Annotated in this window: 13 protein-coding genes and 1 tRNA gene; 5 read left to right on the top strand and 9 right to left on the bottom strand. The window is 53.8% G+C overall.

Annotated features, from left to right (window positions below; translation table 11 throughout):
* The first annotated feature begins 13 nt into the window (after positions 1 to 13).
* Entirely contained in the window at positions 14 to 928 is a 915-nt protein-coding gene (locus tag G437_RS0109690) for an aldo/keto reductase (RefSeq protein ID WP_024332357.1), read from the top strand.
* Here the strand turns inward: G437_RS0109690 and G437_RS0109695 are convergent.
* The 8 genes from G437_RS0109695 to G437_RS11035 form a co-directional block, all read right to left on the bottom strand.
* Complete coding sequence (locus tag G437_RS0109695; RefSeq protein WP_024332358.1) at positions 915 to 1,235, bottom strand: hypothetical protein; 321 nt, start codon at positions 1,233 to 1,235, stop codon at positions 915 to 917. The genes G437_RS0109690 and G437_RS0109695 overlap by 14 nt on opposite strands.
* 14 nt (positions 1,236 to 1,249) lie before the next feature.
* Entirely contained in the window at positions 1,250 to 2,344 is a 1,095-nt protein-coding gene (locus G437_RS0109700) for an FAD-dependent oxidoreductase (RefSeq protein ID WP_024332359.1), read from the bottom strand.
* Positions 2,345 to 2,430: 86 nt separating this feature from the next.
* Positions 2,431 to 3,444 (bottom strand): GNAT family N-acetyltransferase, encoded by a 1,014-nt coding sequence (locus G437_RS11245; protein WP_024332360.1) that lies wholly within the window; start codon positions 3,442 to 3,444, stop codon positions 2,431 to 2,433.
* A gap of 52 nt (positions 3,445 to 3,496) precedes the next feature.
* Positions 3,497 to 3,584, bottom strand: a tRNA-Leu gene (locus G437_RS0109710).
* A 45-nt stretch (positions 3,585 to 3,629) separates the two neighbouring features.
* Positions 3,630 to 6,767, bottom strand: a complete 3,138-nt coding sequence (locus G437_RS0109715; protein WP_024332361.1) for an error-prone DNA polymerase — start codon at positions 6,765 to 6,767, stop codon at positions 3,630 to 3,632.
* A 32-nt stretch (positions 6,768 to 6,799) separates the two neighbouring features.
* A complete protein-coding gene (locus G437_RS0109720) occupies positions 6,800 to 9,817 on the bottom strand; it encodes a DEAD/DEAH box helicase (RefSeq protein WP_024332362.1) in 3,018 nt (1,005 codons plus the stop codon).
* A gap of 7 nt (positions 9,818 to 9,824) precedes the next feature.
* Positions 9,825 to 11,378 (bottom strand): DNA polymerase Y family protein, encoded by a 1,554-nt coding sequence (locus G437_RS0109725; protein WP_162138741.1) that lies wholly within the window; start codon positions 11,376 to 11,378, stop codon positions 9,825 to 9,827.
* Entirely contained in the window at positions 11,375 to 11,788 is a 414-nt protein-coding gene (locus tag G437_RS11035; RefSeq protein ID WP_024332364.1) for a hypothetical protein, read from the bottom strand. Before G437_RS11035 ends, G437_RS0109725 begins: the two co-directional genes overlap by 4 nt.
* 133 nt (positions 11,789 to 11,921) lie before the next feature.
* Here G437_RS11035 and G437_RS0109740 point away from each other — a divergent pair, with 133 nt between their 5' ends.
* Together G437_RS0109740 and G437_RS0109745 are read left to right on the top strand one after the other, a co-directional pair.
* Positions 11,922 to 12,452 carry a YbhB/YbcL family Raf kinase inhibitor-like protein gene (locus tag G437_RS0109740; RefSeq protein WP_024332365.1) on the top strand — a complete coding sequence of 177 codons (531 nt, stop codon included), beginning with the start codon at positions 11,922 to 11,924 and terminating at the stop codon, positions 12,450 to 12,452.
* A gap of 15 nt (positions 12,453 to 12,467) precedes the next feature.
* The gene (locus tag G437_RS0109745; RefSeq protein ID WP_024332366.1) at positions 12,468 to 12,929 is read left to right on the top strand and encodes a tRNA (cytidine(34)-2'-O)-methyltransferase; all 462 of its coding nucleotides are present in this window, start codon (positions 12,468 to 12,470) and stop codon (positions 12,927 to 12,929) included.
* Here G437_RS0109745 and G437_RS11040 read toward each other — a convergent pair.
* The gene (locus tag G437_RS11040) at positions 12,926 to 13,351 is read right to left on the bottom strand and encodes a hypothetical protein (RefSeq protein ID WP_024332367.1); all 426 of its coding nucleotides are present in this window, start codon (positions 13,349 to 13,351) and stop codon (positions 12,926 to 12,928) included. The two genes, G437_RS0109745 and G437_RS11040, sit on opposite strands and share 4 nt — an antisense overlap.
* A gap of 154 nt (positions 13,352 to 13,505) precedes the next feature.
* On the opposite strand from G437_RS11040, the gene lpdA reads away from it, so the two are divergent.
* Positions 13,506 to 14,882, top strand: a complete 1,377-nt coding sequence (gene lpdA, locus G437_RS0109755) for a dihydrolipoyl dehydrogenase (protein WP_024332368.1) — start codon at positions 13,506 to 13,508, stop codon at positions 14,880 to 14,882.
* A gap of 12 nt (positions 14,883 to 14,894) precedes the next feature.
* Positions 14,895 to 15,334, top strand: a 440-nt coding sequence (locus tag G437_RS0109760; RefSeq protein ID WP_029769568.1) for a biotin/lipoyl-containing protein, incomplete at its 3' end; no start/stop codon positions are given.

The raw sequence follows: 15,334 nt of genomic DNA on the forward strand, positions 1-15,334 counted from the left end.
TAAGCTTATTTACATGGACTACCGGTTTGTAGGGAATTCTGGATTAAGGGTTTCAACACTAGGGTTGGGTACCCTGACATGGGGGCGCGACACCGATACCACGGACGCAGGCGCCTGCTACGACTTATTTCGTGAGGCCGGCGGCACCTTCATAGATACTGCTCCTAACTACGGGCAGGGGTTGGCCGAACAAACCCTAGCTCCACTACTTACAAAAGATCGCGATGAAGTTGTCTTAGCAACCAAGGTGGGGGTAAATGCTGGACACGTAGACGCTTCCAGGAGGGCGATCCTTACCTCGCTCGATGCCTCCTTGAAGTCACTGCACACAGACCACGTCGACTTGCTTTTAGTGCAATCCTGGGACCGGCAGGTTCCCACCCAAGAAACCTTGGATGCCCTCGCCCACGCGGTATTCCAGGGCAAAACCTGCTACGTAGGCTGGTGCAACCTAGATGCCTGGCAACTCACCTACTTACAAGCCTCTAGCCCCATTCCATTAGTGGCGCTAGAAAACGAGTACTCACTACTAAATCGCGAGGTCGAACAGGCAACGCAAGCGCTGGATTTTATAGGCACGTCCCTGCTAGCTTGGGCGCCGTTGGGGCGGGGTGTGCTAACAGGAAAATATTCATCCTCTACTCCTCCAGATTCCAGAGCTGCCAGCACACATCTGAGCGGATACGTAGCCCCTTACCTAAACGAAACCTCAGCCCGCAAAGTCGATGCAGTGCTCACGGCTGCAAACGGGTTAGAGCGTTCTGCTTCAGAAGTAGCCTTGGCGTGGGTACGAGACCGCCCGCAGGTAGCTACTGCGATAATAGGGGCGCGCACACCGGCGCAGCTACAAGTAGACCTACGGGCGGACTCACTAACTCTGCCAAGCCAGATCGAGCGGGCTCTGGCAGATGCTACTAGTCTTCTATAGAGAACTCTTCGTATTCGTCCTCGTCATCGTCGTAATAGTCGTCAGAATCTTCGATATCTGACTCCTCTTCATCTTGCTCGTCATCCTCGTCGAGATCGTCGTCCTCGTCAGAATCGTCGACGATGTCGAAAGGTAACTCGGCCTCATAGGCGGTAAACAGAGCATTGTCGTAGCGGAAAAAAGCATCTTCCAAAGCAGACTCGGCTTCGTAAACCTGGTCTGAGTCCGGATCGTTGTCGCGAGCAGCGGTAAAGTGCACCCTCAACGCATCTATCAGACGTTCCAATTCCAAGGACGGATCTGGCATAATAACTCCTTAAGTTATTGCAGATGCAACTGGTTGCGAACCATCGACACCATCAAGTCAGTTCCCTTGATATCTGCCGTTTCGCGCGGACCAACCACTTCTGTCTTACCTTCCCTGGTGACCAGCTGGCTTGCGCCGCCGTCAGGGCCTAAGGGAAGGATAACCCATTCTTTACCGGGCTCATAAGAGGTAGTCATGTCGCAACCAGCAATCAGATCGCGAATGTTAGAAACTACGACGCGGGCATGGGCTCGAGCCGCATCGGCACGTTTAGATTCCTTAACGTCAGTAATATCGCCGACTGCAAACACTCCAGGGTGGTCCTTCACCTGCAGATGCTTATCGACGTTGACCTGCCCGTTCGGGCGCATCACCTGGCCAAATGAGGAAACCAGGTAATCGGAGTTGGTGCGCGCCCCATAGCAAAGGAACCAGATGTCGCCTTCGATCTTCTGCCCGTCTACGGTCTCGACCTCGAACGGGGATAGCACGCCCACGTCGGAGCCCGGCATGTAAGCCAACGGTGAGCCAAGCACCAGCCGTACGCCGCGTTCTTCGAGCTGCTTGGTAATGGTGTCGCGCAGCTCGTCTACATAGCCCGGAGTGCCCAAGATAGTATCGGCCTTATCGACCATAACGATTTCGGTGTCTGGGAAGTTGGACGATATTTCGCCAGCAAATTCCACGCCAACGGTACCTGCTCCGACGAGCATAACCCGCCGCGCCCGAGCCAGGTTCTCGCGAGTCTGGCTTAGACGCGCTTTAGCTACCTCGGATTCAGTGACATTGTACTTTGCGGGGTAAGGGCAAGAGGTACCGGTTGCCAGCACAATGTAATCGGCCTCGATTGGCTCATGGCCGGAAACATATACCGTTTTGCCCTCGACGCGCTGGACCGTCCCATGCACAACTCGCCCATTGGAAACAAGCTTAGAGTAAGGCATGAAAATTGTATGCCCCCAGCCCGAGTCGACAGCTGCACGCAAGGCAGCTGCATGGTGAACAAACTGGTCCCTTCTTTCGATCAGTGTGACATCCGCGATGTCGTCTAGACCACCAGCAACTGTGATGCCGCCGTAGCCACCACCAATCACCACAACTTTGGCCATTACTCCTCCAAATACGTATCTAACTCGCTTACAAGTCTAGCGAACAAGATGGATAACAGGCACCCGGAAGTCCCAAGTTTATCTGCTTACAACTCGGCGGCTAGGCCTTGTTCCAGGCCGCGGGCAATATTGGGGACAAAAAATCCCGGCCCTTTTAGCACTTTTCCGTCCGCACGGTAGATAGGTTTTCCATCTGCGCCGAGCTTGGACATGTTGGAGGCTTGTACTTCTGCCAGCACCGCGGGCAGGTTAATCCCGCACTCTAAGGCCATTCCGTAGACGACGTAAACCAAGTCGGCGAGCGCGTCTGCGCTCTCGATTACGTCTCGGGTCCCATCATCGGCGCCAAAAGCCTCTTTTACGCCTTCTTCGAGTATCTTTCCTGCCTTTTCGCCGTAGACAGCGGTGACGAGCTCAGTAGTTTCCTCGAGGATTAACGACATGCGCATTTGCACCCGCTCCCTATCCACAGAAGCAGCGTCAGTTTTAATTGGCAATCCGTATACCTGGTGGAACTGGCGCACTAGCGCCTCGGGGTCGCGGCTGGAAGGAGATGCCTGGCTACCGGGCCCATTCCAAGGTTCACGAGGACGACGCTCATCTTGCGGAAGTAGGGAATACACCCACTGCCCCTTTCCACGCCCGACTCCGCGGCGCAGCCCCTCGTAGGCGAAACCGTTGCGCCAGGCGAGCTTTCTGGAAGCCCAGTTTCCCTGCTCAATTTTCCATTCAAGCCGCTGGCATTCGCCGGCGAAAGCCTGATCCAAAGTTGCTCGAAGGGCGGCATCTATATAACCCTTGCCACGCACCCTAGGCGCCAGCCAGAATCCGATTTCAAAGCCTTCAAACGTTTTTCTGTACTCCAGCGATCCCACCACAGGCGCACCCTCTTCTAGACGGATCACCCAGGAGGCTCCCCCGTCGTGCCAAACTTGCGGGATGTAGGTGTTAACCCAGTAACGAGCATCCGCCTCGTTATATTCGTCTGGGACAGTAGTCCATTTTTGAATCAGGGGATCGTTGCAGGCCCTTACAATGCTGGGCACGTCTGCCTCGCTAGGCTGATTTAGAACAATCTCTGATTTTATTTCTGACTGCATGCTGGCCTCCAGGCGATATAAGAAAACCCCGGCGAACCGGGGTTTATCCTTGTGCGCGGAGGGGGACTTGAACCCCCACGACCGTTTAAATGGTCACTAGCACCTCAAGCTAGCGCGTCTGCCTATTCCGCCACCCGCGCAACAAGGAAGAATTTAGCACACATTTAGCTCCCGACACCAATCCGCTATCGAAAATCTCGAGACCCAAGCGAGACATCCCCGCAAAGCTGCACTAATTTGTCAGCCACCACCGCCATGACTCCGTCGCAAGCTTCTATCTTGCCTCGCACTGCCAACGCCTCAGAACCGGTTGCCACCTGCCTATATCTTTCCCATAGCCCGGGCGAACAAATCACATTGGCCAGTCCTGTTTCGTCCTCCAAAGACAAAAATGTGGTTCCTCTCGCAGTATGAGGACGCTGGCGATGGGTGACCAAACCCGCAGTCCACACGTGGGAGCCAGACTGGAGTTTAGACAATTCTGAAATTGCCAACACCTTTAGTGTTAAAGCTTTACGAAAATGAACAAAGGGATGTACTCCCAAAGAGACGCCGGTTGAAGAAATATCCGCAACCATGCGCTCATGCTCGCCCATCGCCCTCAACCTAGGAAAAGTAGAAACTGGTGCTGTCCCCGGCAAAAATGGCTGGTAGACAGCTTTTTTAGAAGCAGGATTCGCTACAGCTGCCCCGGCCCACATGATTTCTCGGCGTTGCACTCCTGTAAATGCAAAGGCTCCCGCCTGTCCTAACGCCTCGAGTATAGAAGCTGGAGCCCCGGTGCGTTCCGCAAAATCCTGCAACCCTTCATAGGGGCCAAACAAGTTCCTCTCGTTTACTATGCGCTCGGCCCAGTTACGGCCCACCCCTTTGATTGCGGCCAGCCCTAAACGCACTACCTTGTTAGGGCGAACGTCCAAAATGGTCTTACCTGTAATCCGATCCCTACTCCCGTTTCCCTCTTGCACCTCGGGCAAAACTTGCGAGCGATTACAGCAAGGTCCCATCACAGCTACCCCGTGCCTTCTGGCGTCGGCCACCAAAGATTCCGGAGAGTAAAACCCCATTGGCTGAGCCGCGAGAATGCCGGCATAAAAATATTCCGGATAGTGCACCTTCAGCCACGCCGAGGCATAAACGATGTAGGCGAACGAGAAAGCATGCGATTCGGGAAAGCCAAACTCAGCAAATCCTTTCAGCTGAGCAAAAATCTGTTCTGCGGTTTTTTCACCTATCCCCTTTTGAGCCATGCCCCATAAGATGGCAGGTTCCAAACGGGCCATCTTTTCAGCCGATCGCTTCGCCCCCATAGCTTTGCGCAATTCGTCTGCCTCAGCAGGGCTGAGACCCGCCGCATCCACAGCAATTTGCATCAGCTGCTCCTGGAATAGTGGAACACCTAGAGTTTTTTCTAGAGCTGGCTTTACTAGCGGATGTAAATACGTGACTGCTTCGCGCCCATTGCGCCGGTTGATGTACGGATTTACCGCCTGCCCTTGAATAGGGCCCGGCCTGATTAACGCAACTTCCACAACTATGTCGTAAAAAGTACGTGGCTTCAGCCTGGGAAGCGTGTTCATCTGCGCTCTAGATTCGACCTGAAATACCCCGACCGTATCTGCCTTCTGGAGTAGTTCATATACCCGCTCATCTTGCGCAGGCATGTTATGTAAAGCCAGCGGCACATCTCTAGCTTCATCTTTTTGAATTCCGTCAAATGCTATCCGCAAAGCCGTGAGCATGCCTAGGCCCAAAAGATCAAATTTAACTAGTCCCGCATCAGCGCAATCGTCCTTGTCCCACTGCAGCACAGTCCTATTCTTTAGCGCCGCCCACTGCACGGGGCAAACCGAGGTAACGGGTTCGCGCGTAAGCACCATCCCTCCAGAGTGCAAACCTAGGTGCCTGGGAAGGCGCAGCAACGCCTCAGAAATTTTAGCCACCTCCTTCGGAATCCCCCGAGCTCTAGTGATTCTTGTGTGCGTACCCCCGAAGGCGTATTTAGTCCATGCGTTGGCTCTACCTGCAGGATGGCCTAACGCCCTAGCCGCATCTCTCAAAGCAGAGCGCGGGCGGTAGGTTTGTACGGCGGCAACCTGGCCAGCATGGTGGCGCCCATAGGTTTGGTACACGTATTGAATTACTTCTTCGCGCCTAACAGCCTCTATGTCTACGTCAATGTCTGGCGGTCCGGAACGCAAAGGAGACAGAAAACGTTCAAAAAGCATTTTATTAGCCACGGCGTCTACAGCAGTTATACCCAGCACAAAGCAAACGGCCGAATTAGCCGCAGATCCGCGTCCTTGACACAGGATATTTTTCCTTTTGCAAAACTGAACAATATCCCAAACTATTAGGAAGTAGCCGGGAAAATCCAGCTTCTCTATTATCTCGAGCTCATGTTCGAGTTGTGCATAGGCGGCAGGATTCTCTTCTTTTCTGCCATAACGTTCATGAGCCCCTTGAAAAGTCAAATACCGCAAATAACTAGCCGGTGTGAACCCCTCAGGCACCGCAGGTTGTGGTAACGCTGGGGCTACCAGCCTGAGGTCAAAAGCACACTGTTGTCCAATTACGCTAGCATTTTCTACCGCCTCAGGATGCCGCCGGTGCAAGCTGACCATTTCGCTGGCAGAACGCAGGCAAGCACGCGCCGCTGGAAGTAATCCCTGTGCTTCCTCTAAAGTCGTATTCATCCGGGTCACCGCGAGGACGTCCGCTAGGGGACGATCTGAAATTCGGCCGCAGCGCGCAGCTGTAGTTGCCACCAAAGGTACATTTGCGCCGGCGGCAAGATCAGCCAAATAGTCAGCCCACGGCTCTTCGCCAGGGATCCCGTATAGAGCGCTTTCGACAGCTACATTTTCGCTCCCAAAAAGATCCTTGAGTTTGTTCAAGGCAGTTGCATCTTGCCACCTCCCCTTGCCTAACAGCCCATTTTTTGTTCCCGTGAGGATAAAAAATTTTCCCTCGGCATACTGGCTCAGCTGCTCAAAGGTGTAACCAGGTTTACCCCGCTTACCTAAAGCCAAGTTGGCGTCCGATATCACGGTACTCAAAGCGCTGTAGCCTTTGGGACCTTGCGCCAAAATTGGAATGTTTGCGCCTTCTACATCTAATTCGGCACCGTAGAGGGCATTTATCCCTAACTGCCTAGCCGCAATATTTGTCTGCACTGCCCCATAGAGGCCGCCGTAATCGGTTATAGCTATTCCTTCCAGCCCCAGCCTCTTAGCCTGCCTAACTAAGACAGCCGGTTCATTAGCTCCATCCAAGAACGAGTAGGCCGAGTGCGCATGCAGTTCGCAATAAGGTACTGACACACAACAAGAATATCGAACACCTGTTCGATTAGCTAGTTGTCAACCCCCAGTATCTTAGCGATGTCTGCATTGTCTAAGCTGGCTCCGACATTTCCAAATACCTGCCCCAGCAGTTCTTTCTTCTGCTCTTTCAACTGCATTACCTTTTGTTCCACGGTATTAGCCGCTACTAGCCTATAGACGTTCACCGGTTTGGTCTGCCCTAACCTATGAGCCCGGTCAATCGCCTGCTCCTCGACTGCGGGATTCCACCAGGGATCCATGATGAAGACGTAGTCCGCCTCCGTAAGCGTTAGCCCAGTGCCGCCAGCCCGCAACGAAATACAAAATACCTGCGCGGGCCCTTTAGAGAACTCTTCTATTACGCGAGCGCGATCCGCAGTACTTCCATCCAGATAGGAAGTCTTTAGTCCCGCCTCCTCTATACTTTTGCGGACCCTCTTTAAATACTTAGTGAACTGGGAAAACACCAGCACTTTATGGCCGGAGGGAACTAGTTGCAAAAGCTGATCTACCAGTTCCTGCGTTTTTGCTGAAGGCACTTGCCAATCCTGTTTTACGAGGGCAGTATCTAGGGCCATCAAGCGAATTTTTGTAAGCGCCGCAAGTAGAGAAAGCTTTGCCTTGGGGTCGTTTATCAGTCCCAGCGCTTTCGCGCGTTCGCGGGTGAGCAATTGCTGGTAAAGATGGCGGTGTTCCGTGTTTAGCTCCACCTCTAGCACCTGTTCACTCTTCGGAGGTAGATCCGTTGCTACTTCCTCCTTGGTACGCCGCAAGAAGTGCGGCTCTACCCGCGCCCGTACTGCCTGCAAAGGCAACTGTTCACCTTGCTTCTCGACGGGCAAAACCACCTTAGCTCGAAAGCGTCTGGCGGAAGGTAGCAGGCCGGGCAGGGCAAGAGAAGTAAGTGAATGCAAATCAGACAGGGAGTTTTCAATCGGTGTTCCGGTAACCGCAAAACACCAGCCTGTTTCTAGAGCATGCAACGCCTTGAAAGTAGCGGTGTCAGAATTCTTCACTGCCTGCGCCTCGTCCAGTATCAGACCTTCCCATTGCAGGTGGCGGTAGCGCTCCCCCTCTAAACGCACCAGGGTGTAGGTGGTTATCAAAATGTCAGCTGAGCGCGCTAATTCCTCGAGCGAAGTCTGCCGACGCCGTTCCGTTGCCTGAACTAGAGCTACTGACAGATCGGGAAGGAACTTTTTTGCTTCACTCACCCACGTAGAAACAACTGACGTGGGGGCAACCACCAGTACGGTTCCTGATTTTTTGGTTAGTTTTACTGCAGAAAGTAGCTGAATAGTTTTCCCCAGCCCCATGTCGTCTGCCAAGATTCCCCCGAGGCAATTTTCCATTCTGCCCGCGAGCCACCCAACGCCATAACTTTGATAGGAACGTAACTTTGCGCGTAACCCAGGTACTTTTTCTATCGGTTTTATTTCCCGATCGAACGTGGGGACTCCAGACATTTCAAAATCCCCAATTTGTCGCGCCCTGTTTATCCACCCCACGTCCGCCTTAGGGATAACGAGCCCCTTTTCGTCGGGCCGCAAGAGTTTAGCCTCTTCTAGTAGGGAACGCAGTTCTTGCAGCTGTGGTTCCCCCAGATCAACCCAGGTTCCATCAGGCATTTTCAATGCTGGTAGCGATTTATCTAGCGCCTTGTACAAGGTGGGCAAAGCTATCTGTTGGCTCCCTATTTTTACTTGCACGGAAAGGTCCAGCCAGTCTTTTTTAGAGCTGCCCGAAAAGGTGATTTTTACCTCGCGTTTTGTTAGGTTCGCCGCCCTAGCTTGGTCACTGAGTTCAACTTGTATACCAATTTTTTCCAGGGCAGTGAATACTTGTTTTTTCCAGAGGGCGAGCTGCGGTATCTCGAGAGCGGTCGCGTTTATATCGGGAACTATCAGTTTCGCCTGCTCCCACAGTTCTTGCAGATCGGAAGGAACTTCCGTCAGCTCGTCCTCTTGAATTTGCTCCGGCCAGACATTTTGTAGCTTCCATTTCAATTGGGCCATTCCCTGGGCCAAGCTCACTTTTAAAGCTATGCGTTGGACGGGTTGAGCAGTTAGATCAACGGAAGAATCCGCGGAAATAACCTCATAAGGAAGTTCGAGGGCAGGCAGCCATTTGGAACGAAATATCCCCACGTCAGTTGCGGGGATGCGCACGGTCTTTGCTTGTGAAAGCCACCTCATTGGCCCTAGCCCCAATTCGGGCAACGGCACTAGCAAGCCTGCCCGGGGCAACAGTGCACAACCGGGGCCTACCCATACTTCGCGAGCTGAGTAAAAGTTGGCGCCAATTTTTATTCCAAACTGCAGTTGCCAGTCACTGCCGCCGGTTATGTTTATGGCGAGGACGGCTCCCTGCGCTATTTTTATTGGGCGCAAGTCCTCGGCACCCACAAAAATTTTCACTCCGGTGCTCAACAGATCGCGGAGCGAAGAAACTGCCCCCGCCCCCAAATCTATAAGTTTCAGCTCACTTTGAGATCTAGAAAGGTGCGCCTTTCTGCAGAGTTTTCGCAGTGCTTCAAATTGGGAGGTGTTTACTCCACGAAGAGCACTAGCCACGCTGGGAGTAACTATCTGGCGCCAATTTATGGTACGTGTAGACCATCCCTCTTCTTCTTGTTTCAAAGGCCTAAGGGCAAGCGATTTTTTTCTATTTTGCAAATCAAAACAGACCGCGAGCTCGGCACCTGATCGGCTCACTTTTCCGGTGGCGGAAAACGCTCTCAGAGTATTTTGCCAAGAGGGATCGTCAAAACTAGCCAAAAGCAGTGCCAAAACGTGCGCACAGGCCTTCCCCTCGGAGCAGTCACATTCCCAGTCAAACGGTTGACTGCCCTTTGCCTCAGAAACACAAATGCGCACATTGTGGTTTCTGCCTGCGTCGAACACGCTTCCCTCCACAGAGGTGGGGGTTTTTTCGAGCTGCTTTATTCTTCCTGCCAGTTCGTTCCCCTTCTGCCAGTGGGCAGCCCCGAACTGCGCAAGCATCTGTTCAAAAGGTTTCGCCGCGATGCCTGCCAAGTTTTCCGTCATCTTACTCCTAGTTCCTCCTTCCAATTTTACTTTGTTCCCAGAAACCGTCTACCCACCATCGCCCGTGCAGCCAAACTGCCAGCATGTCCGTGCCGGCACCGCGCAGGCGCAAATACAGCCTCGGCGAACGCTCGCCACAGGATGCCCACCATTTGTCCAACACCACGTAAGGTCCCAAAAAATCGGCTATCTCCAAGCTGTTAGATCCCCATCTAGCTTTCGCCGGGACTCCGCTGAGTGCCAATCGTGATGACACCTCTATACCGCGCCCCTCCGAATCAACTAATGTCAAAAGCTGCGGAGTTTCCAAAACCCACGCTGGAGCGGACCCTACCAGTTTCCCCTCCCAGGGACGATCAGGATCAGCCTTTTGTTCCACCTCCTCTCCCACTGGTATCAAACTAACCTGACTGCGCGGGTCAAATCCCCCCTGCACAGTTGGCTTGGTAGCCCCCCTCGGCCCTAACAATGCCTGAATACGCTGCGCTGCAGCCTTAGCACTCGCAAAGTTTTTGCCTCCGCTGTTCCAAAGCTTCGCTTGCCCTGCCGTCAGAGAAAACAAATCCTCTGTCTGCAAACTGACAGATTGCAGCATTCCGCTCTCGGCGCGAGTGGTGGCCCACGCTTCCAGCTGCCATTTGACCCGATCAGTTAAATCTTCTTCTCCCCAACCTGGATCCAATATCCAGTTTCTAGAAATTTCTTTACCCGCAGTAGTAGAGGCACATATTTTTACCCGCGCGCAAGTGAGGCTTTTCTGGCTCAACGTACGCAAAAAACGCAGTACGCAGATTCGCACGGCAAGTGCCGCCTGCGAATAGCTTGCAGCCGGCTCCTCGCAGGGAACGGTAACGCTGATACTTGCTTCACTTCTTGGAACAGGAGACCACCCTACGTCTTTGCCACTGGCCAAGTCGTGCAGGGTAAGCCCCGCTTTGCCAAACCTTGCTCCGACCGCACTACGCTTTATAGCAGCTAGCTCTCCCAAGGTAGAAATCCCTAATTTCATTAGCAACTGCACGCTTTTTTCTACTTCTTTGCCGCGTGCCCATACAGCCTCTGTAAGAGGGCGAGGAGCTAGAAACTCGCCCTCGGCCCCCTCGGGTACTATTGTCTGTTCCCGAGCTGCGACGATAGAAGCCAATACTCCAGTTGCTACCCCCACCCTGCATTCAGCTCCACTTGCCTCAGCGATAGCTTCAGTTAGCGCAAGACACAATTGGTCTTCACCGCCATGCCACTTAGCAGCTCCCTTGGCAGGAGCAAAAAACAGTCCCGGCCTGTAGGCAAGTACTCCGGCCATGATAGTTTCCGCAGCCACCAAAATTGGTTCGAAAGTCTGCCCTAGCCGTACAGACGGGGGGATTTCTAACAGCTTCGGACAAAGCGATCGCGCCCACCTAACTGACTGCCCGGGAAGAATCCCGAGGCGGGCCGCCGCCGGAGTCGCAGTAACAATTTTGTTAGCACTAACCACCGCCGCCAGAGCCTCGGGAGCCAGTTCCGCAAAAGGAGCAAACTGCCATCCCGGCAACCATCCCACACACCTTCGCAAACTCATCCGACCAGTCGCAATCCAGACCAGTTGCGCTCGGATATTAGCACTGTATTTCGCGCCCTCATACGCCCCCATAACAACCGCTGTTCGCCGGCATTTATGGAAACCTTTCCTACAACTACTACGTCGACCCCATCTATTAGCAGGGCAAGCACTTCGGCATCCCGATCGCTAGAGGGAACTACCAGAACTCGGTTCAGATCGACACCGGCCTGCCCGGCTGCCACCCACCCCATATCAGGTACGCCAATTACTCCGGCCCAAGCGTGCTCCCCCATAGCTTGCGCCAACTGTTTTAAAAGTTCACCTCTGGTGCGATCAGTTTGAGCCTGCCAACGGCTTTTCTCCACGCCCGGAGCCACCGCCCGCAAAACCGCCCTGGCTTTCGCAAGTCGTTCTTGTTGTGTCACCATACCCCTCCTTCGAACATCTGTTCGATCATTGTAGAGGCTGCCACCGACAAATAGAACATTTCTTTTTCGCTCTGGCGCCGGAGCCTGCCGCCTCGTAACATGGCAGTAGACACTCGTGCCTCTAGGAGGAAACATGGATCTCACTCGCCCTCAAGCTCCAGACCCTTACAAGCTCATGCCCAAGGCCGCCTCCTTTACGCTAACTTCTGCCGATTTAAAAGAGGGCGAACCGATGGCCTCTGCGCAATGCGCCGAGGGAGGGAACACTTCCCCACAGCTTGCTTGGGAGGGTTTCCCCCAGGGAACTGAGTCCTTCCTTGTCACTTGCTTTGACCCAGATGCTCCCACCCCGTCAGGATTTTGGCATTGGGTAATAACAGACATACCTGCGGCTACTACCGAATTAGAAGCTGGCGTAGGGGCTTCTGACTTGCATTTGGACGGACCAGCAATGCATTTGCGCAACGACGCAGGCGAGCACTGCTACTACGGCCCCCTTCCCCCTAAAGGGGACGGTCCACATCGCTACTACTTTGTAGTGACAGCTCTGGATACCCCGTCCCTTGAGTTAGACGAGGACGCCACCCCCACCTCCGCTGTGTTTACCGCCAATTCGCACACTTTGGCGCGCGCGGTTTTAATGGCAACTCACGAAACTAAGTAGGTCTAGAATCTTAGGGTGCTTCACGTAATTTTTTTTGAACCTCGCATACCCGGAAATACTGGCGCGGCCATTCGTCTTTCTGCTTGCACGGGCTCCATGCTCCACCTTGTAGAGCCACTTTGTTTCGATATGGACGATACCAAGCTGAAGAGGGCGGGACTCGATTACCACGATCTAGCCCACGTAAAGGTGCACCCAAATTTAGATAGCGCACTCGCGGACGTTCCTGGCAACGTTTACGCGTTTACAGGGCACACCAAGAACATGTATACAGATGTGCAATACCAGGGCGACGACGGCTTGATGTTTGGCCCCGAACCAACCGGGTTGCCAGAGTGGGCCATGGAACACCCGCGCGTTACTAGACGCGTGCGCATCCACATGCTGGAGCACATTCGGTCTTTAAATTTGGCGAATTCCGCCTCTATTGCACTGTATGAAGCCTGGCACCAGCTAGGATTTCCCGGCGGGGTTTAACGGCCCACAAGCCTGCGGGGGTCCGACCAGGCTAACCAAATAATTGCTACCAGCGGCAAGAAGGCGGGCAGATAGTAGAAGTACGCCCCTGCCTTCGCCCAAGCCAACGCTACTTCTGGGGAGGTAGGGCGGGTAAGCGCTAGCACGCAAAGTAGGGCCACTAGTTCTCCGACATATGCTACCCACGAGATAAGGCGCATTTTCCGGCCATTGTGAATGAGCCCCAGAGCGCCGGCAACATATCCGAGGGTGGCTAGTACAGCCGTAAGGCGTACTGACGAATGCGCGGTCCGCACAAATTCCACTACCTCGACTCCGCCAATCCAAATGGTGATTGCAGCAACAGAAAATATCAATATGCGCGCCCACCCAAGGGATCGCGTCCTGGGGTCAAGTCGGTTCACACCAGCTGTATTCACCATTTTTCCTTTCTCTGCAATGCCCCTAGGATACCGTGTCGACCGGTCCGGAAGTGAAAAATGGCCCCCATCTTTCCAGCGAGTTTTGAATAAAAGTGGGACAATAGACCCGAATGGCCACCGTTGGCCTCTCTCAACAACGCCAAAGGAGATTAGCGTGAGCGAACCCCAGTACGACATTGTGATTCTTGGAGCAGGAAGCGGGGGGTATGCAGCAGCACTTCGCGGCGCCCAGCTAGGCATGAAGGTTGCACTTGTCGAGGGCGACAAAGTTGGCGGCACTTGCCTACACAGGGGCTGCATTCCCACAAAAGCTATTTTGCATGCCGCGGAAACCGCAGATTCTATTCGGGAGTCCCAGAAGTTTGGTGTCAAATCAAACTTTGAGGGCATCGACATGGCTGCCTTACACAAGTACAAAGATGCCACTATTGGCCGTCTTTACAAGGGGTTACAGGGCCTTATCAAGTCCCGCAAGATCGAACTGATCCAAGGCTGGGGCAAGCTGGTTGCCAAAGATACCGTCGAGGTTGACGGCAAAAAGATCACCGGTAAAAATATAATCCTAGCTTCTGGGTCCTATTCAAAGACTATTCCCGGCCTCGAGATCGAAGGTCGGGTCATTACTTCTGAGCAGGCTTTACAGCTCGACTGGGTCCCCTCTAAAGCAGTGGTTTTGGGAGGCGGCGTAATTGGCGTCGAATTCGCTTCGGCGTGGGCTTCTTTTGGTTCTGAAGTAACCATTATTGAAGGGCTGCCTCACCTAGTAGCTAACGAGGACGAGTCAGTGTCAAAGGGCCTCGAGAAGCAGTTCCGCAAGCGGGGCATCAAATTTGAAACAAACACTATGTTTGACTCAGTCACTCAGGACGATTCCGGGGTGCATGTAAAGACCCAAGATGGCAAGTCTTTTGACGCCGATTTGTTGTTAGTAGCAATTGGACGCGGGCCCCGCACAGCTGATTTGGGCTACGAGGAGCAGGGAGTAAAGCTCGAACGTGGATTTGTGACAGTGGATGAAAATCTCCACACGGGCGTCGGTAATATTTACGCCGCAGGAGACATTGTCCCGGGCCTGCAGCTGGCTCACCGCGGTTTTGCACAGGGAATTTTCCTGGCAGAACATATTGCGGGTCTAGACCCGGTACCGGTAGACGAGAACGGGATTCCGCGCGTTACCTTCTGTGAGCCCGAGATTGCCTCTGTAGGACTCACTGAAAAGCAGGCAAAAGACAAGTACGGCAAAGACAAGGTGAAGGCGGTCGAGTTCAACCTCGCTGGCAATGGCAAGTCTCAAATGCTGGCCACAGCAGGGTTTGTGAAGTTGGTTAGCGTCGTAGACGGACCGATTGTTGGATACCATGCCCTTGGTGCCCGCATGGGTGAGCAGGTTGGCGAGGGCGAGCTCATCCTCAACTGGGAAGCTTATCCCGAGGATGTTGCCAACCTCATTCACGCTCACCCCACCCAGAACGAGGCTGTTGGCGAGGCCGCAATGGCACTTGCCGGTAAGCCGTTGCACAGCCACAACTAAGAAGGAAACGAAATGTCTGAATCAGTGAAGATGCCCGCTCTGGGCGAGTCCATTACTGAGGGCACTGTCTCTCGTTGGCTAAAGGAAGTCGGGGATACTGTCGAGGCCGACGAGCCTATCGTCGAGGTTTCTACCGACAAGGTCGATTCCGAAGTTCCCTCCCCTGCAGCCGGCACCATTATCAAGATTTTGGTTCCCGAGGATGAAACGGTAGATGTCGGTACCGAGATCGCTATCATTGGTGATCCTTCCGAGGCTGAGGGATCTGCCGGATCGGATCAGCCGGCCCCCAAGGAAGAGGCGAACCAGGAGCAGCAGGACTCTGCCGGTTCTGCTGCCACGGCCGACGCTACCGAAGTGAAGATGCCGGCTCTGGGCGAGTCAATCACCGAGGGCACTGTTTCGCGCTGGCTAAAGGAAGTTGGCGAAAAGGTCGAGGCCGACGAGCCTCT

This window comes from Winkia neuii subsp. neuii DSM 8576 (genome assembly GCF_000420405.1).
Classification (GTDB): Bacteria; Actinomycetota; Actinomycetes; order Actinomycetales; family Actinomycetaceae; genus Winkia; species Winkia neuii.

What these genes read in the sequence shown, in the direction of transcription:
- G437_RS0109700 (WP_024332359.1), bottom strand. Translation starts at nt 2,344, where the DNA reads ATGGCCAAAGTTGTGGTGATTGGTGGTGGCTACGGCGGCATCACAGTT.
- G437_RS0109695 (WP_024332358.1), bottom strand. Translation starts at nt 1,235, where the DNA reads ATGCCAGATCCGTCCTTGGAATTGGAACGTCTGATAGATGCGTTGAGG.
- G437_RS0109720 (WP_024332362.1), bottom strand. Translation starts at nt 9,817, where the DNA reads ATGACGGAAAACTTGGCAGGCATCGCGGCGAAACCTTTTGAACAGATG.
- G437_RS11245 (WP_024332360.1), bottom strand. Translation starts at nt 3,444, where the DNA reads ATGCAGTCAGAAATAAAATCAGAGATTGTTCTAAATCAGCCTAGCGAG.
- G437_RS0109740 (WP_024332365.1), top strand. Translation starts at nt 11,922, where the DNA reads ATGGATCTCACTCGCCCTCAAGCTCCAGACCCTTACAAGCTCATGCCC.
- G437_RS11040 (WP_024332367.1), bottom strand. Translation starts at nt 13,351, where the DNA reads ATGGTGAATACAGCTGGTGTGAACCGACTTGACCCCAGGACGCGATCC.
- G437_RS0109725 (WP_162138741.1), bottom strand. Translation starts at nt 11,378, where the DNA reads ATGAGTTTGCGAAGGTGTGTGGGATGGTTGCCGGGATGGCAGTTTGCT.
- G437_RS11035 (WP_024332364.1), bottom strand. Translation starts at nt 11,788, where the DNA reads ATGGTGACACAACAAGAACGACTTGCGAAAGCCAGGGCGGTTTTGCGG.
- G437_RS0109690 (WP_024332357.1), top strand. Translation starts at nt 14, where the DNA reads ATGGACTACCGGTTTGTAGGGAATTCTGGATTAAGGGTTTCAACACTA.